The 22552-nt window shown below is 56.6% G+C and carries 22 protein-coding genes; 16 read left to right on the top strand and 6 right to left on the bottom strand.

The window, feature by feature from the left end:
• Window positions 1-4: 4 nt before the first annotated feature.
• A complete protein-coding gene (acs, locus tag HDF14_RS06420) occupies window positions 5-1960 on the bottom strand; it encodes an acetate--CoA ligase (protein ID WP_183974758.1) in 1956 nt (651 codons plus the stop codon).
• Between the two features lie 207 nt (window positions 1961-2167).
• Between acs and HDF14_RS06415 the strand changes: the two genes are divergently transcribed.
• From HDF14_RS06415 to HDF14_RS06410, 3 genes are all read left to right on the top strand, one after another.
• Window positions 2168-3544, top strand: coding sequence for an L-lactate MFS transporter (locus tag HDF14_RS06415; protein ID WP_183974756.1), 1377 nt, complete (start codon window positions 2168-2170; stop codon window positions 3542-3544).
• Window positions 3545-3598: 54 nt separating this feature from the next.
• Window positions 3599-3757, top strand: a complete 159-nt coding sequence (locus tag HDF14_RS27830) for an MFS transporter small subunit (RefSeq protein WP_423247783.1) — start codon at window positions 3599-3601, stop codon at window positions 3755-3757.
• A gap of 113 nt (window positions 3758-3870) precedes the next feature.
• Window positions 3871-4056: a hypothetical protein gene (locus HDF14_RS06410; protein ID WP_183974754.1), complete on the top strand. Its 186-nt coding sequence runs from the start codon at window positions 3871-3873 to the stop codon at window positions 4054-4056.
• A gap of 35 nt (window positions 4057-4091) precedes the next feature.
• Here the strand turns inward: HDF14_RS06410 and HDF14_RS06405 are convergent, their stop codons facing one another.
• Together HDF14_RS06405 and galE are read right to left on the bottom strand one after the other, a co-directional pair.
• Window positions 4092-4679 (bottom strand): DUF421 domain-containing protein, encoded by a 588-nt coding sequence (locus HDF14_RS06405; protein ID WP_183974753.1) that lies wholly within the window; start codon window positions 4677-4679, stop codon window positions 4092-4094.
• 72 nt (window positions 4680-4751) lie between these two features.
• Complete coding sequence (galE, locus tag HDF14_RS06400; protein WP_183974752.1) at window positions 4752-5723, bottom strand: UDP-glucose 4-epimerase GalE; 972 nt, start codon at window positions 5721-5723, stop codon at window positions 4752-4754.
• Between the two features lie 370 nt (window positions 5724-6093).
• Here galE and HDF14_RS06395 point away from each other — a divergent pair, with 370 nt between their 5' ends.
• The 4 genes from HDF14_RS06395 to HDF14_RS06380 all read left to right on the top strand — a co-directional run bounded on the left by HDF14_RS06395 (window position 6094) and on the right by HDF14_RS06380 (window position 10442).
• On the top strand, window positions 6094-7191 hold the full coding sequence (locus tag HDF14_RS06395) for an energy transducer TonB (RefSeq protein ID WP_183974751.1): 1098 nt from the start codon (window positions 6094-6096) through the stop codon (window positions 7189-7191).
• A gap of 90 nt (window positions 7192-7281) precedes the next feature.
• The gene (locus HDF14_RS06390) at window positions 7282-9153 is read left to right on the top strand and encodes a hypothetical protein (protein ID WP_183974750.1); all 1872 of its coding nucleotides are present in this window, start codon (window positions 7282-7284) and stop codon (window positions 9151-9153) included.
• A gap of 117 nt (window positions 9154-9270) precedes the next feature.
• Entirely contained in the window at window positions 9271-9813 is a 543-nt protein-coding gene (locus tag HDF14_RS06385) for an outer membrane beta-barrel protein (RefSeq protein WP_183974749.1), read from the top strand.
• A gap of 101 nt (window positions 9814-9914) precedes the next feature.
• The gene (locus HDF14_RS06380) at window positions 9915-10442 is read left to right on the top strand and encodes an outer membrane beta-barrel protein (protein ID WP_183974748.1); all 528 of its coding nucleotides are present in this window, start codon (window positions 9915-9917) and stop codon (window positions 10440-10442) included.
• 81 nt (window positions 10443-10523) lie between these two features.
• Here the strand turns inward: HDF14_RS06380 and HDF14_RS06375 are convergent, their stop codons facing one another.
• The 3 genes from HDF14_RS06375 to HDF14_RS06365 all read right to left on the bottom strand — a co-directional run bounded on the left by HDF14_RS06375 (window position 10524) and on the right by HDF14_RS06365 (window position 12830).
• Window positions 10524-11129: an acyloxyacyl hydrolase gene (locus HDF14_RS06375; RefSeq protein ID WP_183974747.1), complete on the bottom strand. Its 606-nt coding sequence runs from the start codon at window positions 11127-11129 to the stop codon at window positions 10524-10526.
• Between the two features lie 196 nt (window positions 11130-11325).
• Window positions 11326-11790 (bottom strand): Spy/CpxP family protein refolding chaperone, encoded by a 465-nt coding sequence (locus HDF14_RS06370; RefSeq protein WP_183974745.1) that lies wholly within the window; start codon window positions 11788-11790, stop codon window positions 11326-11328.
• Between the two features lie 116 nt (window positions 11791-11906).
• The gene (locus tag HDF14_RS06365; RefSeq protein ID WP_183974742.1) at window positions 11907-12830 is read right to left on the bottom strand and encodes a LysR family transcriptional regulator; all 924 of its coding nucleotides are present in this window, start codon (window positions 12828-12830) and stop codon (window positions 11907-11909) included.
• A 121-nt stretch (window positions 12831-12951) separates the two neighbouring features.
• On the opposite strand from HDF14_RS06365, the gene HDF14_RS06360 reads away from it, so the two are divergent.
• The 9 genes from HDF14_RS06360 (at window position 12952) to HDF14_RS06320 (ending at window position 22532) form a co-directional block, all read left to right on the top strand.
• Window positions 12952-14127, top strand: a complete 1176-nt coding sequence (locus tag HDF14_RS06360; RefSeq protein ID WP_183974740.1) for a 2-isopropylmalate synthase — start codon at window positions 12952-12954, stop codon at window positions 14125-14127.
• 25 nt (window positions 14128-14152) lie between these two features.
• Window positions 14153-15262, top strand: coding sequence for a 3-isopropylmalate dehydrogenase (gene leuB, locus HDF14_RS06355; protein WP_183974737.1), 1110 nt, complete (start codon window positions 14153-14155; stop codon window positions 15260-15262).
• The gene (locus HDF14_RS06350) at window positions 15259-15447 is read left to right on the top strand and encodes a hypothetical protein (RefSeq protein ID WP_183974735.1); all 189 of its coding nucleotides are present in this window, start codon (window positions 15259-15261) and stop codon (window positions 15445-15447) included. Before leuB ends, HDF14_RS06350 begins: the two co-directional genes overlap by 4 nt.
• Window positions 15447-16154 (top strand): hypothetical protein, encoded by a 708-nt coding sequence (locus tag HDF14_RS06345; protein ID WP_183974733.1) that lies wholly within the window; start codon window positions 15447-15449, stop codon window positions 16152-16154. The genes HDF14_RS06350 and HDF14_RS06345 overlap by 1 nt, the downstream gene beginning before the upstream one ends.
• The gene (leuC, locus tag HDF14_RS06340; protein WP_183974731.1) at window positions 16151-17608 is read left to right on the top strand and encodes a 3-isopropylmalate dehydratase large subunit; all 1458 of its coding nucleotides are present in this window, start codon (window positions 16151-16153) and stop codon (window positions 17606-17608) included. The genes HDF14_RS06345 and leuC overlap by 4 nt, the downstream gene beginning before the upstream one ends.
• The gene (gene leuD, locus HDF14_RS06335) at window positions 17608-18243 is read left to right on the top strand and encodes a 3-isopropylmalate dehydratase small subunit (protein WP_183974729.1); all 636 of its coding nucleotides are present in this window, start codon (window positions 17608-17610) and stop codon (window positions 18241-18243) included. The genes leuC and leuD overlap by 1 nt, the downstream gene beginning before the upstream one ends.
• A gap of 50 nt (window positions 18244-18293) precedes the next feature.
• A complete protein-coding gene (gene ilvD, locus HDF14_RS06330; protein WP_183974727.1) occupies window positions 18294-19991 on the top strand; it encodes a dihydroxy-acid dehydratase in 1698 nt (565 codons plus the stop codon).
• 46 nt (window positions 19992-20037) lie between these two features.
• Window positions 20038-21783, top strand: coding sequence for a biosynthetic-type acetolactate synthase large subunit (gene ilvB, locus HDF14_RS06325; RefSeq protein ID WP_183974725.1), 1746 nt, complete (start codon window positions 20038-20040; stop codon window positions 21781-21783).
• 242 nt (window positions 21784-22025) lie between these two features.
• Window positions 22026-22532 carry a hypothetical protein gene (locus HDF14_RS06320; RefSeq protein WP_183974723.1) on the top strand — a complete coding sequence of 169 codons (507 nt, stop codon included), beginning with the start codon at window positions 22026-22028 and terminating at the stop codon, window positions 22530-22532.
• Window positions 22533-22552 lie beyond the last annotated feature (20 nt).

Genomic DNA, 22552 nt, shown 5'->3' with positions numbered 1-22552 from the left:
AGCCTCACTCATCGCCCTCACGCAGCTTGGCAATCACCGTAAAATCTTCAAGTGTCGTGGTATCGCCCTTCACCTCGCCAGTTGTGGCGAGTTCGCGCAGCAGACGTCGCATTATCTTGCCGCTACGCGTCTTCGGCAAAGCCTGGGTGAAGGTAAGGTCGTCAGGCCGTGCCAACGCCCCAATCTCTTTCGCCACCCAATGCCGCAGCTCCTGCCGCAGCTCTTCGCTGGGCTCGTGACCTCCTTCGAGCGTCACAAACACGGCAATCGCCTGCCCCTTCATCTCGTGGGGCCTGCCGACTGCCGCCGCCTCTGCGACCTTAGGATGCGCGACAAGCGCCGACTCTACCTCCATCGTGCCGAGCCGGTGGCCACTGACGTTGATCACATCATCGACGCGTCCCATGAGCCAGAAGTAGCCGTCCGCATCGCGGCGTGCACCATCCCCAGTAAAGTAGCTGCCCGGAACCTCGCTCCAATAAGTCGCTTCATAGCGGGCCTGGTCACCATAGATAGTTCGAGCCATCGACGGCCAAGGCTTGCGCATGACAAGAAGTCCGCCATGACCGTCAGGAACAGGACTCCCCGCTTTTGTAACTACCTCGGGGACAATTCCAAAGAAGGGGCGCGTAGCAGAGCCAGGTTTGCTTGCCACAGCACCGGGGATCGGTGCGATCATGATGGCGCCTGTCTCGGTCTGCCAATAGGTGTCAACGATGGGGCACCGTTCCTTGCCGATCATGCGGTGGTACCACATCCAAGACTCAGGGTTGATCGGCTCACCTACCGTGCCCAATAAACGTAATGAGGCGAGAGAGTGTTTCTCGACCCACTCACTCCCCCATTTTGTGAAAGCGCGGATTGCTGTTGGCGCTGTGTAAAACACGGTGACCTTATGGTCGTCGACGATCTTCCAAAATCGATCGTTTTGCGGCCAGTTGGGAGCCCCTTCGTACATCATCACAGTGGCGCCGTTCAAAAGCGGACCATAGACTACATAGCTGTGGCCCGTAACCCAACCGATATCAGCGGTACACCAATACACATCATCATCGTGGAGATCGAAGATGTATTTGCTGGTGAGATAGGTCTGCACAGCGTACCCCCCGGTCGTGTGCAGTAAACCTTTAGGCTTGCCGGTAGTTCCAGAGGTATAGAGAAGATACAGTGGATCCTCGGCGTCCATCCATTCCGCATCGCACTCCGGTGCAGCTTTTTCCATCTCCTCGTGCCACCACAAGTCCCGACCTGACTGCATATTAATCGGCGAGCCAGAACGCCGAAAAACGACAACATTCCTTACCGTTGAACACTTCTTCAGCGCCTCGTCCACGATCGCTTTCAGTTGAACCTCGGAACCGCGGCGATAGCTTGTATCCTGTGTGATCACCGCGACACAGCTGGAGTCGTTGACGCGGTCGGAGATTGCCTGGGCTGCAAAGCCCCCAAATATGACAGAATGCACCGCGCCGATTCTTGCACAGGCCAGCAGCGCAATCGCCAGCTCGGGCGCCATACCCATATAAATCGCAACCCGATCGCCACGTCTGATCCCCAACGACTTCAGTACATTGGCCAAACGCTGTACCTGCTCGTGCAGTTCACCGAAGGTCAGCTTGCGGACCTCGCCCGGCTCACCTTCCCACAGCAAGGCGACTTTGTCCTTACGGGCTCCCAATGCGTGCCGATCGACACAGTTGTGCGAGAGGTTCAGCTTGCCCCCGACAAACCATTTTGTGTGCGCTGCTTCGCCATCCATCACCTTCGTCCAGGGGCGAAACCATTCGAGTTCCAGAGCGGCCTCGCCCCAGAACTTCTCCGGATGCTCAACACTCTGCCTGTATAGAGTCTCGTACTGCTCCAGGCTCTTGATATGAGCCTTCGCGGCGAACTCCGCGGGCGGAGGAAATACCCTATTCTCCCTCAGACTTGAATCCAGATCCGTACTCTCTTCAGACATCTCCCGCACAGCCCTCCGTAATTTCATCCAGCAAGGTGAAGGTACCCTATACAACTCAACCCGAGCAACCCAGCATTACATTTAGGTGACACCAATGCCTTTGGAATCATGTATGGTGGTTTCCGCATCTAGATTTTGAGTGAAACGATAGGCTTTCCACTGTTTTTGGTTTGACGATGTACGACGTAACAACTCCCGAGGTTCTCTATGGCCCTGGCTTTTCTGGATCGTGACCGCTCTATAGCCCCCGCAGGATATAGCCGCTGGCTCGTACCACCAGCCGCACTCGCAATTCACCTTTCGATCGGCCAGGTTTACTCCTTTTCGGTCTTCAAGAATCCACTCCTCGCCTTGCATGCGGCTGACGGCTCCTCCTGGAACCTGAAGGAAGTCGGCTACATCTTCTCGATTGCGATCGCCTTTCTGGGCATCTCCGCTGCGCTCTTCGGGGCATGGCTTGAGAAGGCGGGTCCCCGCCGCGCGATGTTTTACGCCGCAATCTGCTTTGGCGCGGGCTTCATCATCGCTTCGTTTGGAGCCAGCACGCATCAACTATCTCTGATCTACCTTGGCTACGGCGTCATCGGCGGGATTGGCCTTGGACTAGGGTACATCTCACCCGTATCCACCCTCATCAAGTGGTTCCCCGACAGTCCTGGTCTGGCCACAGGTCTCGCCATCATGGGGTTTGGTGGTGGGGCGATGATAGGCGGGCCTCTGGCCAGCAACCTCATGGCCCACTTCAAAGCCGCCGGGCAGCCGTCAATTCCCTACACCATGGTTACGATGGGTATTCTCTATTTCATTTTCATGATGTTCGGAGTGTTCACCATACGCGTCCCACCAACCGGCTGGAAGCCCGAAGGATGGGTGCCGTCGGTCAAGCATTCCGCACTCATCTCAAGTCACAACGTCGCGGTGACAGAGGCTTGGAAGACACCTCAGTTCTGGCTGCTCTGGGTGATGCTATTCGTCAATGTTACGGCCGGGATCGGCATCCTGGAACAAGCAGCACCCATGATTCAGGACCTGTTCAAGGGCCAGATCAGTCCTACGGCCGCAGTAGGCTTCGTAGGAATTCTGAGCATCTTCAACATGGCCGGACGGTTTCTTTGGGCATCATTCTCTGACTTCATAGGACGCAAAGGCACTTACTTTACTTTCTTCGTACTCGGCGCCATCCTCTACTTCTTCCTTCCCTTCTCACGGCAGGACAAAATTAACTCGATTCCCCTCTTCGTCGCGATCGCTGCGTTGGTCATCTCGATGTATGGCGGAGGCTTTGCAACCATTCCTGCCTATCTCAAGGACCTCTTCGGCGGTTTCAACGTCTCTGCCATCCACGGCCGCCTGCTCACCGCGTGGTCGGCAGCCGGCATCATTGGTCCCCTCATCGTTAACGGCATACTCGACCACTACGTCGAAAACCACATGAACAAAGAGGACGCCTATCCAGTCATCCTGCACATTATGTGCGGCCTGCTGATCGTCGGCTTCCTGGCCAACCTGATGGTACGTCCGGTCGCTGAGAAATACTGGGTGAAAGACAAGAACCTGGTCTACGCAGACGGACCGGCCCATTAACCTCATCCGGCGGAGTGCTTGCCTCCGCCCTTTTCTACATTCGGGAGTTATCTCATGGCAGATTCCAGCATCAAAAAGTCTTCCCCTCTTCTCATAGCTGCAGCGTGGATCATTGTGATCATTCCCACAGCATGGGGGCTCGAATATACCGTTAAGAACGCACTAAAAATCTTTTCGACGTCTACCCTCACGCCTACCCCATCTGCCAAATAACTTGGGAGTTATCCCCCGGTGCACTTCGGGCGCACCCGAATATTTTTTGTAGTCATCAAGCTTGTCTCGGAGCTGGTGCGAGACCAGGCACATCGCTGTAGACTCCCACTATCGTGAATTTTTACTGGCCATCCCTGATCGGCTTCTTTCTCGGCTTCGCTTTTGGCGTGGGTTGTGCGTTAGCGGTGATGTACTCGATTTACATGGGAGGATACCGCGCCGCCGTACGCGACTCCCAACTGCCAGCGCCGCCGGAACGCTATATAAAGGCGCTGGATAAGATCTCAGCAAAGTCATAGCGACCGCAAATCCTCGCAGCAACGAGCACCCTCGATCAAATTGGCAACGCTCCTCGCGCCGCCAGGTCAGTGCGCATCTGCTTGATCTCCAGATGCAGTTCTTCGATCGACCGTCTCAACTCGGCCCTTTGCGCATCGTCGCTCATGGACTTGATTCCTTCAAGATAGAAGTTCCCATTCGGTTCAAGGACGCATTTCTCCACTTCGCTGAAGTCGTTGAATCCCTGTTTATGAAGTACGGATCTCAGTTCAATCTCCGTTAGCGCTTCACGTTTGGCCTCTTCCCAATCCACAACTCCGTGACGAATTAACACCGACGGAGAGCCTTCGAAGGCCCTATTCAGCTTCGGCATGTTGAAGAGGAGTCGCGACAGCAGCCAGTTAATGGTCAAGAGTGACAGCGCACCGATTATGCCTCCCGACACCGTGTTGTCATCACCAATCATGGCGTTCTGCACAGTGTTTGAGAGGCTGAGCAGCACTACCAGATCAAACGGATTCAGCTGTGCTAATTCCCGCTTGCCGAATATCCGCAAAAAGGCGATGAGGGATATGTAGACAATCATGGGTCGCAGAATCTTCTCCAGCAACGGCAGGTGCATGTGAAACATGCTTTCGATCAAGAGATTCTCCTTCTACTCCGTCGCGACATCGGAAGCAGGACGTCGACACGCGACGTCCTGCTCGATACTCTGTTACGCATATCGTTTCTGGTGCCACTCCCACGCGCTCGCCACGATCTGGTCCAGCTCCGCGAACCTCGGCGTCCACCCCAACTCCGCCTTGATCTTTGCCGAACCCGCCACGAGGACTGCGGGGTCGCCGGGCCTTCGTTCACATTCCTCAACAGGAATCGGCCTACCCGTCACGCGACGTACCGACTCGACAACTTCGAGGACGCTAAATCCCTGCCCATTGCCAATGTTGTAAATCAGCCGGCTCTTCGTGTCGCTGAGCGCCGCGAGGGCCAGAAGGTGCGCCTCGGCCAGATCACGCACGTGGATGTAATCGCGGATGCAGGTTCCATCCTTGGTGGGGTAATCCCGGCCGAAGATCTTGATGTTCGATCGCTTCCCGAGCGCCACATCCAGGATCAGGGGAATCAGGTGCGACTCAGGTTCATGAGCCTCTCCATAGCCTTCGATAGCCCCTGCGACATTGAAGTATCGCAAACTGGCATACTTAAACCCATGGATTAAGTTCACCCACCGAAGCATATGCTCTACAAGCAATTTACTCTCTCCGTACGGGTTCGTTGGCTGTAGCTTTGCGTCTTCAAGAATGGGCGTCTTCTCAGGTTCCCCATAGCAGGCGGCCGTTGAACTGAACACCAGTCGGTCGTGTCCAGTCGCCAGCATCGCCTCCAGAAGCGTCAGGGTCGCCGCCGTGTTATTTCTAAAATAAATCTCTGGCCGCTTCATGCTTTCGCCAGCTTCGATCAAAGCGGCGAAGTTCATTACTCCATCGAAACGGCCCTCACGCAGAGTCTCTTCGATCAAAGGGCGATTCGCGATATCGCCCTCGATAAACGTGGCGTTTTCAGCAACTGCCGAACGCCTACTATGGCAAAGATTATCGAACACAGTAATTGCGTGCCCTTGAGACAGCAAAATCCGCGCGACTGTGCCGCCAATGTACCCTGCTCCACCTGCTATCAGAATCTTCATCAATTGTCTCCTAGTACCCTTCTTGGATACCACAAAAGTGCCAGTGTCAATCACTTACGCTTACGGCACTATACTTGCTGTAAGAGAAGAGCAGAGCCCGGCCATGAAAAAGAGACACCTCCCTGAGGCACGGCGCCTGCTACAACCTTTTCCTTTATCGTTCGCGTCTCTTAAGTTGGGCCGACGCAACGCTCCAACCTCCCCTTGGTGATATCAAAAGTTGCAGTGAGTCAAAAAACCACAGGTTCGAATCACACTAGGGCTCTCCGGCATAGCACCTCGGAGTTATTCCTCCTTCGCACCGGTTCTGTTTCCATAGCACTGGTGTAACTCTCCCGACCTCGACACGAGGCACTTCAAGGACTTTTTTATGGCAAAGCCGCTTCGCAGTGATGATCCAGCACCGCAGAATATGCAGTTCGCACACTTCGGCGTCCTGAACGACGGCAACCAGAGCAAGTCCTCGCTCTTCACTTCCATTGCCCTCAACGTCGTCCTCGCCCTCTGCGCCATCATCATCGGAGCAGCCGCGAAAAAGACCATCGACACCAGGCACAAGCTGACCGAGTTGACCGAGCCTATTCCGATGAAGAAGCCGGATGAGCCGCCGCCGATCAAGATCAAGCCACCAAAACTTCCGCCGCCTCCGGTGGTCAAGGTCGAGCCGCCCAAAATCAAGCTGCCTGACGTGAAGTTGCCCGACGTTCCCAAGCCACCTGAGATTAAAATGGCCCAGCCGATGCCGGTCGTTCTTCCGGCACCTCCAAAGCTCGTTCAGCCGCCGCCGGCTCCTAAGGTGGTCAGTCTCGCACAGGCTCAGCCAGCCGCGGTGGTCAACAACTCTCCTCATCCAACTGCGGTCGCACTTGGTTCGCAGACAAACCCGATCGCGCCCTCGAATCGCCCGTCCACTACGTCTATCAATCTCGGCAACAAAGGAATGTCCGGTATGCCGGCTTCGAATAATGGCATGGGTGCGCAGTCTACCGTTGTCAATCTTGGTTCCGGCTCAGCCGGCAGCCAGAACATGAAAGGCAGAGACAACGCAGCAGGCGGCGTCGTCGGAATCAAGCTTGGAGTCACTGGCGGTACAGGATCAATGAATGCTCCGGGGCGTTCGCCCGGTGTTGTGAACCTCGGCCAGAACACTCCGCCACCGATGCCGAAGCCCTCCGGTCCATCTTCCGCAACGGTTAAGTCTGGACCCAAGGTTCTCTTCAAACCCAAGCCTGAGTACACCGAAGAGGCTCGGAACCTTCACATCGAAGGCGTTGTCTCAGTTCGACTCCGCGTCTCTTCCTCTGGTGTTGTCCAGGTTCTCGGCGTCACCAGCGATCTCGGCCACGGCCTTGGCGACTCTGCCATCCACGCCGTGCAGGCCACACGATTTCAACCCGCAACCGATGCTTCGGGTCATCCGATCGATTGGGAAGGTGTTGTCAATGTAGCTTTCCAGCTCGCTGGATAAGAAACAAATTTTGTTCCGTAGTCGCAGCATGAAATAGCATCTAGTCCATACTCAGGATGACCCCAGGGGTCACCGTAGGAGCCGCAAATCATGATTCTCGGGAAACAGTCTACCGCCGGTCTGCTTCTGGCATTTCTAGTCGCAACCACTCTCCCCGCGGGAGCAGGCATCCTACATCCTGGCAAAAAGAAAAAGATGGATGAGGACCTCTCTACGACGCGCAAGCCGACGGCCGCGCAAAACGCACTTATTGACAAGTCGATCGTCCGCGAAAAGGTGATCGTCAAGACCGTCAAGGAGCGGGCTCCTCTAGTCGAGACCTATATCCAGACCATGAAGCCTGATCCGCTTCTGGGCCAGGTTCCCGAATCTGACGAGCACTTCCTGAGCCGCGTCGACTTCAAGAGCGTTATCGGCGATAACTCTTATGCGGTAAACAAGGAGACATCAAAGGGCACCAGCAACGACGGCAAACTTGGATTCTTCAAGCACTCTGTCTCTTTCGTCGGCGGTCTCGGCAACAGTCTGCATCTGAACTTCCATGAGTCTGGCTTCGTGCAGATGCTCTTGATGGACTCCAACAGCTTCGATCGTCAGCACTACACCTTTGGGTACGTACGCAACGACTTTCTCGGCAATACCCCCACGGCGGTCTTTGACGTAACGCCGATTGAAGGGAAGAAGGCCTACGGTCGCTTCTTTGGTCGAATCTGGATCGAGACACGGAGCGGAAATGTGGTTCGCTTCAATGGCGACTTCGCTGGTACCCAAGAAGACCAGAAGGAGTTCTATCACTTCGACAGCTGGCGCACCAATGTTCAGCCCGATCTCTGGCTCCCGACTTCCTTTTATGTTGAAGAGAGCGATCCAAAGAGCGTCTCCCGCACCCTCAAATTCAAAGCCATTAACCATATCTGGGGCTACGTGCTGAAGGTTCCTCCACCGGAGAGCGAAAATACCTCGATGGATGTTGTGGGCGCAACAGACGTCAGCAACGACGCACAGGACGTCAGCCCTCTTGGAGCCCAGCGCGCTTGGGTCCAACAGGCAGAAGACAACATCGTGGAGCGTCTCTTCCAGGCGGGCTTGCTTGATGCACCGAGTGAATTCGACAAGACTCTTGAAGCGCTCGCTGGCAACATTCTCGCCTACAACAACATCACACTCTCAAGGCCGATCCGCTGTCGTACTTTGCTGACCGAACCGCTGGAGTCTCTCGCCATCGGCAACACCATCGTTATCTCGAAGAGCCTGCTTGATACCACCGGCGTTGTAACCCAGGATGGCGCACAGCAGATGGGCAACCTCAATGCGATTCTGGCCTTCCAGATTGCTCACATCATCCTTGCTCACCGTCTCGACACCAAGTACGCCTTCAATGATCGGCTGCTCTTCCCTTCAACGACGGTCTTCAACCGTATCCCCATGCACCACACAGACGCAGATAATACGGCAGCAGCGAAGAAAGCCATGGAGTTACTCAACGCGAAGGAGTTGGAAGGCGGCCAGCAGTACTTTAGTCTCTACCTCCAACAGCTGCAGCAGCGAGTCAAGAGTCTCAAGGCTCTTAACGAACCGATGATCGGCGATGGTTTGATCAAGAGCGATACTGATCCGACCTTCTGGATGCAGGCCATCACGACAAAGGGCCCCAAGCTGGATATGAAGGACCTGAAGCAGCAAGCAGCCATGCCGTTGGCCAGCTTCCTGCGCTTCGACCCGTGGACCGATCAGGTATTCGTCCTACACTCGGCATTTGAGCCTTTACTCACCGCGGCCGACAAGATGCCTTTCGAGGTCGAACCGGTCTACCTGAAACTGAGCTACTACAAAGCGCCCGCAGAACCTGCTGCTGCTCCGACAGCCGCGCCGGCGAATGCTGCGCCCGCCGACAACACAGCAGCACCAGCCGCCGCTGCACCGGCTGCCACTCCCCCACCAACCAACGCCCAACAAAACTAGACCCGAGAGCGTGGATGGACTCTGGTTCATTGAGACCGTCCGCGCTCTAATTGTCTCGGGTCAGCTCACTTGACACAATGCACGCATCAAAACCTTGTTTGAGAAGGAGGCACACTGTTGAAGCGGCATTTCCTCATCGGCTGTTTTGCCTGCGTCCTCAGTCTGACTCTCTGGTCACACGGTCAAGCCGTCCCTACCGCCACTCGAAGTGGCTCGGCGCAGATTGGCGCCGGGGCAACCTTCATCAGTCCCGACTATACGCAGCAGTATATAAAGGGCATTTCCATTTACGGCGACTACGATATCGGTCAACACCTGGGAGTCGAAGGCGACATTCACATTTCTGTCAGCACTCCCGGCAATATCAGCGAAAACTCTTATCTCCTCGGTCCGCGGTATAAATGGCACTACAAACGTTTTGAGCCCTACGCCAAGGTGCTGCTCGGCTTCGGTCGATTCGGCTTCCAATCCGGCAGCACTGTAGAGCCGGGAACCTTCACCTATTTTCAATTTGCTCCCGGTGGTGGTCTGGATATCCGCGCAACACGACACATCAACGTAAGAGCATTCGACGTTGAGTTTCAGAAGTGGCCCGGATTCGATTCTCACGGGCTTTCCCCCATCGCTTACACAATTGGTGTTGCTTATACCTTGCGCTAGTTAGAGAATCTGTTCATGATGAAGACGTTGCTTTACCTTGATGGATCGTCACTGCGCTACCCAGTCTGCGCTATGGAAAACACAATTCGACAGGAGTTCGCGTGCTGACAAAGGTTGCACTTTTTCTGGGCCTGTTGGGGGCTACATCCATGCTGAGCGCGCAAGCCACTCCCACAGCAACTCGCACGGGAGCTCTCAAGATCGGTGGCGGCTTTTCCACGGCCGACTCCGACTACGGGAATCGATTCAACGGCGGCGCAGCTTACTTCGACTTCGATTTTCTTCCCCACATTGGTGTGACTGGCGAGTTTCATTTCGTCAAAGACCAAAATGATCTCTATGAGAAAACTTACGAGATTGGCGGCCGCTACTTTCGTGAATATCGCCGGTTCGTTCCTTACGGCAAAGTCCTTTACGGGCGCGGGGTCTTCAACTTCCCTGTCAACCCTGACGGATTTCGAGCGAACCTCGCCTACAATCTCGTCGCTATCGGCGTAGGCACAGATTACAAACTGAAACCCTACCTCTACCTCCGCGCGGACTGGGAGTACCAGCAATGGTTCGACTTCGCAGGTTCCAGTCTTACCCCTAACATCATCACGGTGGGTGCGGCGTATCACTTCCGGTAGCCCTTCTTACCCCGACGCTCGTAGGTCCATACAAAAAGCCCCGGTCAATACCGGGACTTTTCATATTGCATCTGTCAATCCTTAGAAGTGATACGCAATACCGATCGACGGGGTCGAGAGGACCTCGTAACGATTGGTATTGAAGATGTTCCCAGGCAGACTGAAGGTTGGAGTCTTCACCAGGAATCCACGATACTCCACACGAATATCAAAGCTTGGACTTAGCTCATAGGCCACACCGCCACCAAACAGAGCGCCGATGTTGGTATTCCGCTTTGCGTCCAGGTTGGTCGACCCGGCATCCTTGAACGGCGAGAAAAACATTACGCCCGGACCAGCTTCAAGAAACGGGTTGAAATTTTTGAAGTTCAGATTGAAAACGTATGCGAGGCTGACCTCCTGCTGCAGAGTATGGATGCCGCCGTTAGCCTTCCCGAAGACCTGATAATACTGGGTATTCTGCTGATATCCATAGTTCGCTTCGAGCCCGCTCCGCGGCGTCAGTAGATAGCGGTAGCTGGCAAGAAGTCCCATAGTCGTGCTTGTATTCTTCTGCACGCTGTTTCCCGTTACCTCTGGCGCAAACGCAGCTGTGGCGCTTACGCTCACGTCCTGCCGGCTCTCCTGCGCATAACCGGCCGCCGCAGACAAAATCAGCGCGCCCAACAACAACATCGTTTTCTTCATTCTTCGCTGGATCCCTTCGAATTCGTCCATAACTTCCTACGCTGTCCCGCAGGCAACGCGTTTGCAGAGTTATGGGACGCCGTAATCACTGATTTTCATTGTAACCGCACCGCTGCCCGAAGAAGTGCCACCGACGCAAGAAGGCCGGAGGATCTGCATCCGTCCGGCCTTGATAATCACTCCTGTGGATAACGCGTTATTGCGGCGGCGGTGGTGGCGGTGCTCCCTGCCCGCCCTCACGACTCTCGTGCCGCTCCTTCATCTGCGCCTGCAAAGCGTCGTACTTGGTCTTCTGATCATCAGTCAACACAGCGCGGATCTTAGCCTGCGACGCCTTGTGAATGTCCATCATTTTCGCTCGCTTATCAGCTTGAGGGGTCGTAGTGTCCTGACGCAAAGCCATCATCTGAGTTCGCGAATCGTCGTCGATTCCCTTCACCTGGGTCACCTGGTCCGGCGTCAGGTTAAGTTTCTTCGTCAGGAAGTCGATCTGATGCTCCTCCCTTTGACCTGGCCCATGGTGCCCGCCATTCGGTGGGCCCGCCTGATCCTGCGTGGGCGGAGCCGGGTCTTGTGCCATCACGGGAAGTGCGCTCAGCGCCGTCGTACACAGCGCCAAAAGAACTGCTTGCAATACTGGTTTGCGAAATAAAGTCATCATCGGATTCTCACTCTCATAATGCGTTCGCCGGAAGAGTTTCTCCGGTGGTCAATCTACTGCTACAGACGCGCTTTTTTCGCAAAGGTTCCGTACTCTCACAAAATTCACGGCCGGGGTCAGATGCCGCGGTCTGCCTGGAAGCAATAGGGGTCACCATGCGCGGCCGCGTAGGCTTCCACCACCTTGAGAAAGGCCAGCGCCGCGTGGGACAAACTGGCCTGCTTCCGATAGACAAGCCTTAGCTTGCGCTCTATCTGCAACTCCGGTATCTGGACTCGCACCAGCGCCCCGCTCTCGAGTTCAGTGCGTACGGTCAGCCCGGGCACCAGAGCCACGCCATTACCCATCTCGACAAACCGCTTGATCGCCTCCAACGACGGCAGTTCCACTCCCATCTGAAGTGGTGTTTTGTGGCGCTTGAAAGCCTGAATGACCTTCTGCCGCTGTGGCGACGGGATGTTATGCGCAATGAAGTTTTGCCCTCCCAGTTGCCGGATCGACACCTTCCCAGCCCCCGCCAATGGATGTCGCGGATTCACCACAAAAGCTAGCTCATCCCGGTACACAACCATCGATTTCACCTGTGTGTCGTCAGGGCGAAAGGAGAGCACACCCAACTCCACCGAATGCATCAGCACCTCATCCGAGATTCTGCTGGCCAACGTTCGCTGCACCGCGAGTTTGATCCTGGGATTTTGCCGTCGAAACTCATCGAGCAGCGGCAAAAGATAAAGACAGGTGTACTCATTTGCAGCCAGGTTCAACCTGCCGCTATGAAGCTCCCTGAGCTCCGTAAGGGCCACCGTCGCTTCGTTTCGCAGATTCAACAACTTAGAGGCATACTCCCGCAAAACCTCACCTGCATCCGTGAGCGTTCCATCCCTTGAGGAACGCTCAAACAGCACCTCGCCCAGCTCTCCTTCAAGCTTGGCGATTGCCTGACTCACTGCTGGCTGAGTACGATGGAGCCGTGCTGCTGCTCTCGAGAAACTACGCTCCTCTGCCACCGCCAGAAACGTCTCCATCTGGACTAAGTCCAAACCTTACCTCCGCGCGGCCGGCAATTTGCAGATCGAATGCCGCAATTAGAAATTTTGATATACCTGCAAGCCATCATAAGCATGCATTATGATAACGTCTAGACCGAAAGAGCCAAATTCTATGTCTCTGCATAATCAAATCGTCTTCTTCGATACCACCCTACGCGACGGCGAACAGTCTCCCGGCTGCACCATGCATCATGACGAAAAGTTGCGCATGGCCCACCAGCTTGCAGACCTGGGCGTCGATGTTTTGGAAGCCGGTTTTGCAATCGCAAGCCAGGGCGACTCCGACTCTATCCGCATGATCGCCCGCGAGGTTCGCGGCCCTCGCATCGCCTCACTCGCCCGCTGTAAACGCGAAGACATCGAAGCCGCCGCCCGTTCCATTGAGCCTGCCGACAAGGCTCGCATCCACACCTTCCTAGCCTCCTCGGACCTCCATCTTGAAGCCAAGTTGAAGATCTCTCGAGCCGAAGCCCTTCACCAGGCCGCAGAGTCCGTCCGTCTCGCCCGCACCTTCGCCGACGACGTCGAGTTCTCCGCCGAGGACGCCACGCGCACCGATCCTGACTTTCTCATCGAGATCGTGACGGCCGCGGTTCAAGCTGGAGCCACGACCATCAACATTCCCGACACAGTCGGCTACACCACTCCCGACGAGTACGCGGCCACCTTTCGCATGCTCATCGCCAAGGTCCCCGGCATCGATGACGTCATCCTCTCAACTCATTGCCACAACGACCTCGGCATGGCCGTCGCGAACACGCTCGCAGGCATTCACGCTGGCGCCCGCCAGGCGGAATGCACCATCAACGGCATCGGCGAGCGCGCAGGCAACGCAGCACTCGAAGAGATCGCCGCTGCCCTCATGGTCCGCCGCGACAAGCTCCCCTACACCAACAACATTAAGCTCAATCAGCTTTTCCCAACCAGCCAGATGCTCGCCGAGTTCATCAGCTTCGGGTGCTCGCCCAACAAGGCCGTCGTTGGCGCCAACGCCTTCGCGCACGAATCCGGCATTCACCAGCACGGCATGATGGCTAACCCGCTCACTTACGAGATCATGACGCCAGAATCAGTTGGTGTCCCCGCAACCAACATGGTCCTCGGCAAACACAGCGGCCGTCGCCTCCTTGAGCAACGCCTCACAGAGCTAGGACACAAGCTCACGCGCACTCAGCTCGACGATGTCTACCATCGCTTCACGGAGTTGGCCGACCGCAAAAAATCCATCTATGACCAGGATTTGCTTGGCCTTCTGCAACCAGACAAGTCCATCGCTATCACGCATTAAACCCACGTCAAAAGGAAAGAGCGTCATGCGCCTCAAAATTGCAGTTCTCGCCGGCGACGGCATCGGCCCCGAAGTCACTAAGCAGGCTACAAATATCCTCCGCGCTGTAGCTGAGATGGGCGGCCACGAGTTCACCTTCGTCGAAGGTCTGATAGGTGGGACCGCGATCACAGAGACCGGATCGCCCTTGCCAACGGGCACGCTCGACGCCGCACTCGAGTGCGATGCTGTCCTCCTCGGCGCCGTGGGCGATAACAAGTTCAACGCTCTCCCTCCCGATAAGCGGCCTGAGGCCGGTCTTCTGCAGATCCGCCAGGCTCTTGGAGGATTTGCAAATCTGCGGCCATCCATTGCCTACACCGCGCTAAGCGCCAGTTCCCCGCTGCGCCCCGAAGTCACAAAAGATGTCGACATTCTCTTCGTACGCGAGTTGCTAGGCGGCCTATACTTCGGGGCTCCGCGCTGGTGGGATCGCGACAGCAACGAAGCCATCAACACTATGCGATACACCCGTGATGAGGTTGTGCGCGTAGCTCGCGTCGCCTTCGAACTCGCCGGCAATCGTCGTCAGAAGGTCACCTCGGTCGACAAGGCAAACGTCCTCGAGGTATCGCAGCTTTGGCGCGCCACTGTCACCGAGGTCGCAAAGGATTACCCCTCCGTTACGCTCGAGCACCAGCTCGTCGACTCGATGGCGATGCACATCATGAACATCCCTCGGAACTTCGACGTCGTGCTAACCGAAAATCTCTTCGGAGACATCTTGTCCGATGAAGCTGGAGTCATCACCGGTTCGCTCGGCATGCTTCCCTCCGCGACCATCGGTGGTGCGGTCAATCTCTACGAGCCTGTTCACGGAAGTGCACCCGACATCGCCGGCACAGGCAAAGCCAATCCCCTGGGCGCCATCCTCACTGCTGCGATGATCCTACGTCACTCCGCAAACCTGGAACAGGACGCTAAAGCAGTCGAAGCAGCGGTCAACAAGGTGCTCGACGCCGGCTACCGCACCGCAGACATTGCACGCGGTCAGCAACCCGGACAGACTCCGGTCAGCACGCAGGAGATGGGCAAGCTCGTACATCAGGCCCTGGCCGAGTCCATCGACCGCCGTCAGGCCATGCATGCCGTATGAGTGAGCCGATGAACGTGCGGACGAAGCTCATCCTGATGAACTGCGCGGTCGCCGTCGCTCTCATCTATCGCTGGCGGAAGGGCGCACCCCTGGTTGTTCTGGCAATCACGGCGCTCATCATGTTCTCCTTGGTTAATGTCCTCATAGTTTTCACGCAAAAGAAGTCCGCACGAAGAAATCGCTAATGCGCTCGACTATTCAACTCGCAATCCTTGTCTTGGCACTCACTCCAATGTGGGCGACGGCACAGATCTCTTCGCCTCAAATCAAGAGAGACAAAAAACAGCCCAAAGAAAATCTGGAATGGCTATGGCAATACGGCCCCCCGCCGGCTGACGGTCGCGAAAACCAACTTGTCCTCGATGCCCGCTTCCGGCCATTTTTGGCCCAATACCTCACTGCTCCACAAACCTTCTGGGGCAATCCCAAGACCGGCTACAAGACACTCAACGAGACTGCGCTCGACTTCCTCTCCGTCCCCGACAAGGTTCTCGCCGACGAGAACCGCTATCTTTCGATCACTGGCTGCGTCTTCCGCTTCTGCCCGGCGCGAGGTCTCCTCTGGGTCGACCTAGGACTTCCCCACCCCCTCGTCGCCTTCGCCGCGATCGACTGGATAAAAGACAGCAAGACTCCGAGCGAACCCGGAGCCGAATACACCCTCTGGGTCTTCGCCAATCACCCGATCGATCCCGATCACATCCCCCCTGCGCTAACCCACAGCGTGGCCCGATGGACCGCACAGCCACCCACCGGTAGCACCGCGATTCAACAGATCACGCACGCAATTCTCGTCGACCCCAACGGCACCCCGCATCAAATTCAACCCGCAACCATCGGTGCCAACACATTCACCGTCAAGCCTCAGGATGATCAGAAAGCACAACAATGAGCACACTGCAAAATTCACCCAAGACACTCTTCGAAAAAGTTTGGCAACAACACATCGTCGCTGAACCCGCAGGCGAACCCAGCATTATCTATATCGACCTGCATCTAGTCCACGAGGTGACAAGTCCTCAGGCCTTTGATGGCCTCCGCATGGCAGGCCGCAAACTGCGCCGCCCTGACCGCACTGTCGCCACGGTAGATCACAACGTTCCCACTAGCAGCATCGAGGATCGCCTGCACATCCTCGACCAGATCGCATCGAAACAGATTGAGGCCCTACGCAAGAACTGCGCCGACTTCGGAGTTGAACTCTTCGACGTCCAATCACCTGATCAAGGAATCGTACACATCATCGGCCCCGAGCTTGGACTCACCAAACCCGGTATGACCATCGTCTGCGGCGACTCGCATACGAGCACCCACGGCGCATTTGGCGCGCTAGCCTTCGGCATCGGCACCAGCGAAGTCGAACACGTCATGGCCACGCAGACGCTCCCGCAGGACAAACCCAAGACCTTCCGCATCAACGTCGAAGGCGCATTGTCGCCCGGTGTCACTGCCAAAGACATCGTCCTCCACATCATCGGCGAGATCGGCACCGCCGGAGCTACCGGCTACGTCGTCGAATACGCCGGCTCAGCGATTCGCACCCTCTCGATGGAAGGCCGCATGACGGTCTGCAACATGAGCATTGAAGCTGGAGCTCGCGCAGGCATGATCGCCGCTGATGCCACAACCTTCGCTTACCTGAAGGGCCGCCGCTTTTCGCCAGCCGACACCGCATGGGACGAATCCGTAACCCACTGGTCGCAACTTGTAACCGATGCGGGAGCAATCTTCGACCGTGAGCTCACTCTCAACGCGGCTGACATCACTCCCACTGTCAGTTGGGGCACCTCACCCGGCATGGTCACGGGCGTAAAAAGCACCGTCCCGATGGCCGACCCTGCAGCTAGCGAAGCCGATCAAAAGGCCTTCGAGCGTGCTCTCGAATACATGGGCCTTCACTCCGGCGAACCCATCGAAGAGATCAAGATCGACCGCGTCTTCCTTGGTTCCTGCACCAACGCGCGCATAGAAGACCTTCGTGCCGCAGCCTCTGTTGTCCGCGGCTATCACGTCGCCACTACGGTCCGCGCGATGGTCGTACCCGGCTCCCAGTCCGTCAAAGCGCAAGCCGAAAAAGAGGGCCTCGACAAAATCTTTACCGAAGCTGGCTTCGACTGGCGCGAGCCTGGCTGCAGCATGTGCCTCGGCATGAACCCTGACATCCTCGCTCCTGGCGAACGCTGTGCATCCACATCGAATCGCAACTTCGAAGGCCGCCAAGGGCGCGGCGGCCGCACACACCTGGTCAGCCCGCAGATGGCTGCCGCTGCCGCAATCACTGGCCACTTTACAGACATTCGCGCGTGGCAGTTCAAAGATCAGATAGCACAGAAGGAGGCGAAGTAATGCATCCCATCAACATACTCACCAGCCACGCCGTGCCTCTGGACCGCCCCAACGTCGACACCGACCAGATCATCCCTAAGCAGTTTCTCAAACGCATCGAGCGCACCGGATACGGCGACTTCCTGTTCTACGATTGGCGCCGCATCCAAGAAGGTCCCAATGCGGGCCAACCTCACCCGGACTTCGTTCTCAACAAGCACCATCACAAAGACGCGAAGATCCTCATCACCGGAAAAAACTTCGGCTGCGGCAGCTCCCGCGAGCACGCCGCCTGGGCCCTCACCGACTTCGGCTTTCTCGCGGTTATCGCCCCAAGCTTCGCCGACATATTCTTTTCCAACGCCGGCAAGAACGGCATGATCCTAGTCCGTCTCTCTGAGACAGATGTGAAGACCCTGATAGATCGCACCACAGAGAATCCAAAACACAAGATCACAATCCACCTCGAAGCCCAAACCATCACCGACGACCAGGGTTTCAGCGCTGACTTCGACATCGACCCATTCCGCAAATACTGCCTCTTGAATGGCCTAGACGACATCGGTCTAACCCTTCGGCATGAATCAGAACTCGACGCCTTCGAGAGCAAACACAACGCAGAATTCTGGCTGAAACCAAGACCGACCGCTGCTTAATTCGCGCTGACCCGCTGACTCGCCAACCAGCTCCTCTGAAAGGCTGCCCTTTGAGCAACGAAATTAATCCGAAGAAGAATTCTGCCGTCCTCACCGAAGGCCCGTCCCGCGCCGCTGCGCGCTCTTACTTCCGTAGCGTCGGCTTCACCAAAGAAGATCTGCACAAGCCCATCATCGGAATCGCCAATACCTGGACCGAGATCGGCCCTTGCAACTTCCATCTGCGCCAGGTCGCCGAGGCCGTCAAGCAGGGTGTCCGCGAGGCGGGCGGCACACCGATGGAGTTCAACACCGTCACCATCCACGACGGCATCACCATGGGCACGCAGGGCATGAAGGCCTCGCTCATCTCCCGAGAAGTCATCGCCGACTCCATCGAACTCGTCGCCCGCGGCAACTCCTTCGACGGCATCGTCTGCATCGCCGGCTGCGACAAGAACATGCCCGCCGCCATCATGGCCCTTGCCCGTCTCGACATCCCCGGCCTCATGCTCTATGGCGGCAGCATCGCCCCCGGCTCGCTCAAGCAACCCGACGGCACTACGAAGGAGATCACCATCCTCAGCGTCTTCGAGGGCATGGGCTCCCACGCGGCCGGCAAGATCACTGACCAACAGCTCGAAGATCTCGAAGCAGCCGCATGTCCCGGCCCTGGAGCCTGCGGCGGCCAATTCACCGCAAACACCATGGCAATGGCCGGCGAGTTCCTCGGCATCTCACCTATGCACCTCACCGGCGTCCCCGCTATGTCGCCCGAAAAGCACGAGTCCTCCCGACAGGCTGGTCGCCTCGTCATGGACCTCGCGCGTGCTGGCCTCACTCCGCGTAAGATCGTCACCCGCCAGTCCATCGACAATGCAATCGCAGCCGTCGCAGCCTCGGGCGGAAGCACCAACGCCGTTCTCCACCTCATCGCCATCGCACACGAGTTCGACATTCCTCTCACGATGGAAGACTTCGATCGCATCTCCGAACATACGCCCTTCATCTGTGACCTCTCGCCCGGTGGCAAGTACGCCGCGAAGGACTATCAGGAGGCAGGCGGCTCCCGCCTTCTCGCACAACGCCTCATCGAGAAGGGTCTGCTCAAAGGTGACAGCATCACCGTCTCCGGCAAGACCCTCTCCGAAGAGGCTGCTCTCGCTGTAGAAACTCCGGGCCAGCCCGTCATCCGCACCTGGGACAACGCTCTCAAGCCCACCGGCGGCCTCGTCATCATGCGGGGCAATCTCGCTCCCGACGGCTCCGTAATCAAAGTCGCCGGCCACGAGCGCATCCACCACACCGGCACCGCGCGCGTCTTCGAGTCAGAGGACGACTGCCACGCCGCTGTCGAAGCCGGAAAGATCAACCCTAACGACGTCCTCGTTATCCGCTACGAAGGCCCACGCGGCGGCCCCGGCATGCGTGAGATGCTCGCCGTCACCGCCGCAATCAAAGGCATCCCGGCGCTCTCGGATACGGTAGCTCTCCTTACCGACGGCCGCTTCTCTGGAGCAACCCGCGGCCTGATGGCTGGCCACGTAGCCCCCGAAGCCTTCATGGGAGGCCCCATCGCCGCCGTTCACGAAGGCGACACCATCACCTTCGACATCCCCAACCGCCAACTAACCCTCAACGTCCCAGAAGCAGAGATCGCCGAACGCCTAGCTACATGGAAGGCCCCCGAACCGCGCTTCAAACGCGGTGTCTTTGCCAAATACGCCAACACCGTAAGCAGCGCCAGCGAAGGAGCTGTAACTACCTAAGGATGCGCACAGCAGACCTTTTTTGGATACTACTTGAGGTAAAAATATGAATTCTCAACACCCGCAACTCACCGGAGCAGAAATCATTTGGGCCACGCTAGTCGGCGAGGGCGTAGACGAGGTCTTCGGTTATCCTGGCGGTGCCATTCTTCCCGCCTACGATGCTCTGCGCAAGTTTCCCATTCATCACATCCTTGTCCGCCACGAGCAGGGCGCCGCGCACATGGCTGACGGCTACGCTCGCGCCTCCGGCAAGGTCGGCGTCTGCATCGCCACCAGTGGGCCTGGCGCCACGAATCTCGTCACAGGGATAGCAACGGCGATGCTCGACTCGGTCCCAATCATCTGCATCACAGGACAGGTTGGCTCGAAGGTTCTTGGCTCCGACGCATTTCAAGAGGTCGACATCACCGGCATCACTTTACCTATTACTAAGCACAACTACCTCGTGACACGCGCCGAGGATATTGCGCCGGCATTGCGCGAAGCCTTTCAGATTGCGATGAGCGGTCGCCCCGGCCCCGTATTGATTGACATCACCAAAGATGCTCAGCAAAATACCGCAACGTTCAGCTTCGAAGCGGCTGCCCCCGCGCACTACCGGCCTCACCCCATGCTGCAAGCAGAATCCTCTTCCATCCAACAAGCTATCGAACTGATCCAGCAAGCAAAACGACCCATCATCCTCGCCGGTCATGGGATCATTCATTCCGGTGCAGAAGCACAGGTGCTCGCCTTTGCCGAACGGCAGCAGATTCCTGTGGCCAGCACGCTGCTGGGCCTCGGAGCTTTCCCAACCTACCACGCGCTCTCGCTTGGCATGATGGGTATGCACGGCGAATCCTGGGTTAACAACGCTATTCAACAAGCTGATCTCCTACTCGCATTCGGAATGCGTTTCGATGACCGTGTTACTGGCAATCTCGCGCACTACGCGCCTAACGCGAAGAAGATACATATCGAGATTGATCCATCTGAGATCAACAAAAACGTTAGGGCAGATGTTGCGTTGATTGGCGATCTGCGTGAAACGCTCGATCTTCTTCTGCCCCTCATGCCGAAGAAGACTGATACAAGCTGGATCGGCGAAGTCAATGCAATGAAGGGTGATGCGGCTGTTCGTGACATCATCAATCTGCCTGATAACGGCCATCTCTATGCGGCTCATGTGATCAACGACATCTGGCGCGAGGCTCATGCTGCTGGCCGCGCCGATCAGACCGTCATCGTTACAGATGTAGGGCAGCATCAGATGTGGGAGGCGCAATACTACAAGCACGATGTGCCTCGTTCGCTGATCACCAGCGGAGGCCTTGGGACTATGGGTTTTGCGTTGCCTGCTGCGATTGGCGCGAAGGTCGCTTGTCCTGAGAAGGATGTTTGGGTGATCGCTGGCGATGGTGGTTTTCAGATGACTGCGGCAGAGCTTTCGACCATTGTTCAAGAGGGTTTGGCGATTAATATCGCTGTGATTAACAACGGGTTTTTGGGTATGGTTCGGCAGTGGCAGGAGGCGTTTTATGAGAAGAATTATGCTGCTTCGCCCATTTTGTCGCCGGACTTTGTGAAGCTGGCTGGAGCGCATGGTATTGATGGGGCGCATGTTAGTGAGCGGAAGAATGTAATTCCTACGGTTACGAAAGCGCGTACGAGCGGTAAGCCGTTTCTTATCAACTTCCAGGTTGAGAAAGAGGACGGAGTTTATCCGATGATTGCTCCTGGGGCAGCACTGCATGAGATGGTTCGGCGGCCTGCGGCTGATCCGCTGCTGGAGACGGCGGAGGACGAATAGTTTTTCAGTTTTTTTGAGAAAAAAATGACGGCTGGTTCGGGAGCAAGAATCTTCGTTTTTCCCTTGTTTTCGAGGGGTATTTTGGAAAATACCGTGTTCTGAACGTGGTTTTTTGATGGTGAGAACGTGGTGGATTGCATGGTAAACGTGGTGCGTTAGCAACGTGTTTTTGGCGTTCGAAAAATACGCCACGTTTTGGGAATATTTTTTCGGGCGGCACGAACCGTACAGGGAAAGGAAGAATGCTGAATCTGGGAACGAACAAATCCGGAGCTGTCACGACAGTTGCGTTGTCTCTTCTTGTCGCGTTGGCGCCTGCTCTGGGTGCGGCACAGAGCGCGCAAGACCCTCCGCCGCTTAAGCCGGGTCAGATTCGAATCAGAGTAGTCAATGCGCAGACCAATCAGCCCGTAACGAACGAGAGGCTGAATGTTGCGCTTCGGGACGACCAGGTCGGATCGGTCGCCATGGGGACGGACAAGACCGGAGTCATCCTCGTGGATACCAAGAAGGGCAGCATCCTGCGCATTCTCGCGAATATGTATGCGGACTGCAGACCGCGAGAGGAACTCTATACGAACTACTCTGTTGCGACGATTATCAGTACTGGAATTACGACGGGCAATCTTTGCAGCAGTGCGAGTCCGGTCGCCAAACCGGGGGAACTGATTCTTTATGAGGTTCCGAAGACGTATCTTCGCCAGTACCCTGCACCACCGGTTGATTCCATGCCGCATCATCCGAATTAAACGACGAACCCGCTGAAAGG

Source organism: Tunturiibacter gelidiferens, from assembly GCF_014201335.1.
In the GTDB taxonomy this organism is placed as follows: domain Bacteria; phylum Acidobacteriota; class Terriglobia; order Terriglobales; family Acidobacteriaceae; genus Edaphobacter; species Edaphobacter lichenicola_E.
The sequence above is the reverse complement of the archived record's forward strand: the minus strand, read 5'-3'. Positions and strand labels throughout refer to the sequence as shown.

Coding starts and splice junctions, on each gene's coding strand:
- leuD (WP_183974729.1), top strand. CDS start 17,608: ATGCATCCCATCAACATACTCACCAGCCACGCCGTGCCTCTGGACCGC.
- acs (WP_183974758.1), bottom strand. CDS start 1,960: ATGTCTGAAGAGAGTACGGATCTGGATTCAAGTCTGAGGGAGAATAGG.
- HDF14_RS06415 (WP_183974756.1), top strand. CDS start 2,168: ATGGCCCTGGCTTTTCTGGATCGTGACCGCTCTATAGCCCCCGCAGGA.
- HDF14_RS06320 (WP_183974723.1), top strand. CDS start 22,026: ATGCTGAATCTGGGAACGAACAAATCCGGAGCTGTCACGACAGTTGCG.
- HDF14_RS06360 (WP_183974740.1), top strand. CDS start 12,952: ATGTCTCTGCATAATCAAATCGTCTTCTTCGATACCACCCTACGCGAC.
- HDF14_RS06390 (WP_183974750.1), top strand. CDS start 7,282: ATGATTCTCGGGAAACAGTCTACCGCCGGTCTGCTTCTGGCATTTCTA.
- ilvB (WP_183974725.1), top strand. CDS start 20,038: ATGAATTCTCAACACCCGCAACTCACCGGAGCAGAAATCATTTGGGCC.
- HDF14_RS06395 (WP_183974751.1), top strand. CDS start 6,094: ATGGCAAAGCCGCTTCGCAGTGATGATCCAGCACCGCAGAATATGCAG.
- HDF14_RS06375 (WP_183974747.1), bottom strand. CDS start 11,129: ATGAAGAAAACGATGTTGTTGTTGGGCGCGCTGATTTTGTCTGCGGCG.
- leuB (WP_183974737.1), top strand. CDS start 14,153: ATGCGCCTCAAAATTGCAGTTCTCGCCGGCGACGGCATCGGCCCCGAA.
- leuC (WP_183974731.1), top strand. CDS start 16,151: ATGAGCACACTGCAAAATTCACCCAAGACACTCTTCGAAAAAGTTTGG.
- galE (WP_183974752.1), bottom strand. CDS start 5,723: ATGAAGATTCTGATAGCAGGTGGAGCAGGGTACATTGGCGGCACAGTC.
- HDF14_RS06350 (WP_183974735.1), top strand. CDS start 15,259: ATGAGTGAGCCGATGAACGTGCGGACGAAGCTCATCCTGATGAACTGC.
- HDF14_RS06370 (WP_183974745.1), bottom strand. CDS start 11,790: ATGATGACTTTATTTCGCAAACCAGTATTGCAAGCAGTTCTTTTGGCG.
- HDF14_RS27830 (WP_423247783.1), top strand. CDS start 3,599: ATGGCAGATTCCAGCATCAAAAAGTCTTCCCCTCTTCTCATAGCTGCA.
- HDF14_RS06345 (WP_183974733.1), top strand. CDS start 15,447: ATGCGCTCGACTATTCAACTCGCAATCCTTGTCTTGGCACTCACTCCA.